Source organism: Veillonella sp. (assembly GCF_019414865.1).
Lineage (GTDB): Bacteria > Bacillota > Negativicutes > Veillonellales > Veillonellaceae > Veillonella.
Genome location: NZ_DXLG01000203.1, coordinates 1 through 1,764, shown reverse-complemented (window position 1 = coordinate 1,764; position 1,764 = coordinate 1). Strand labels below are relative to the sequence as shown.

1 protein-coding gene is annotated in these 1,764 nt (G+C 36.0%); it reads left to right on the top strand.

Annotated elements, in window-relative coordinates:
- Window positions 1-91 precede the first annotated feature (91 nt).
- The gene (locus QZ334_RS08255) at window positions 92-1,750 is read left to right on the top strand and encodes a class I SAM-dependent methyltransferase (RefSeq protein WP_295233595.1); all 1,659 of its coding nucleotides are present in this window, start codon (window positions 92-94) and stop codon (window positions 1,748-1,750) included.
- Window positions 1,751-1,764: the final 14 nt, after the last annotated feature.

Genomic DNA, 1,764 nt, shown 5'->3' with positions numbered 1-1,764 from the left:
TAGTTATAGATATAGTTATAGTTATAGATATAAATATAGTTATAAATATATAAGTTGGTATTTACCCATAAAGAATAAGAAAGGACTCGTTATGGATACACAAACTAAAGAGCCATCAAAAAACACTTCTAATGAAGTATATAAAGAAAATAAAGAAAACAATCATAATGAATCACAACAAATAATTAGTGCTCCACCGCATCAAAAGTCTGCGGATCAAGAAGAGATTGATGCATTGAAGGACTCTTACGATGATTTTCTTTATGTATCAAAAGCATTTTCTAATTGTGCTATCAACTCTTTAATCGCCAAAGCACGTCTATACGGTCTCAATCCAGCGCCAATTAAGGGTGCCCGTGTCCTCGAGCTTGGTTCCTCTTGTGGTGGTAATATCATTCCTCAAGCACTGTACAATCCAGAAGCAACTTTCACAGGCATCGACCTATCCCCTGTCCAAATTAAGCATGGTAACGAGTTAATCAAATCTATCGGCCTCACTAATATCACGCTGCTAGAAAAGGATATTATGGACATCGATGATGATTTCGGCACCTTCGATTACATCATCGTTCATGGCATCTGGTCTTGGGTGCCAGATATTGTAAAAGATAAAATCTTATCTATTTGTAATCGCAATTTATCAGACCGCGGTATCGCCTATGTATCGTACAATACATATCCTGGTTGGAAACGATTAGAACAAATTCGCGACATTATGCTCTATTCCGAAACACAGGCTAAAAAAGATAGCTTGCAAGAACGTACGATTTACACAAAGAATGTGCTAAAGCTAATTGCGGAAACCATGAAGATGGACGATGAAATTCAAAAACAGTCTGGTTATAAAATCGATAATATCAATCGCGTGTTGCAATCCAATAACTATTATGTAGCCCATGAATATTTAGAAACCTTTAATGATCCTGTTTATGTGGCTCAATTCATTGAGCGTGCAGAGCATCAAGGCTGCGTATATATTGGTGATGCACGATTAGAAAAATCCTTTATTACTTGGTTAGATGACAGCATCGTAGATAATATTAAGGTCCTCTCTAACAATGATTACAAGGCCAAGGAGCAATACTACGATTTTGTTTACGATACACAATTCCGCATGGCCTTATTAACTAAACAATGCAATGCAGATGCAATCGTGCGTAATGAAACAGTAGAGAAAGATATTCTTGAAAGCATTTACTATTGCGGGCTTGCAGAGGATAGACTTGGTACACCAAATGGTTGGACAGATCCTTTACATCAAACTATCAAGTATTTTATGAATACAAAACAACTATTTACTATAAAGGATATTCAAAAATATATAGAAGAACATTATCCAAACGAAACCTTTGATATGAATAAGCTATATGTGCGCCTATTCCACCTCTCTATCCTCAACCACCTCAATGCATATGGTGAGAATTATGAATGCTTACCATTTGTAGAAAATGTGAGCTATATTCCTGAGCGATTTATTAATTATGTTTCCACACTAATTGAAGGTAATGGCAAACAGTACATGACGTTAGGTAATATGTTTAACCAAGAGGATGCTAGTGTAGATGAAGGCTTACTATATGTAATGAAGCAAATGGCAAAACCAATCTCTCGAGCAGAGCTAATTGCCATTCTAGATGAAACACTAACGATTACACGCACTCGAAATGGTGAAACATTTACGGTGCCTAGTGAACAATATCTAGACGAATCAATTCAACATATCACTGCTTTGGGATACTTCAGACAATAGATATACCTTTATAT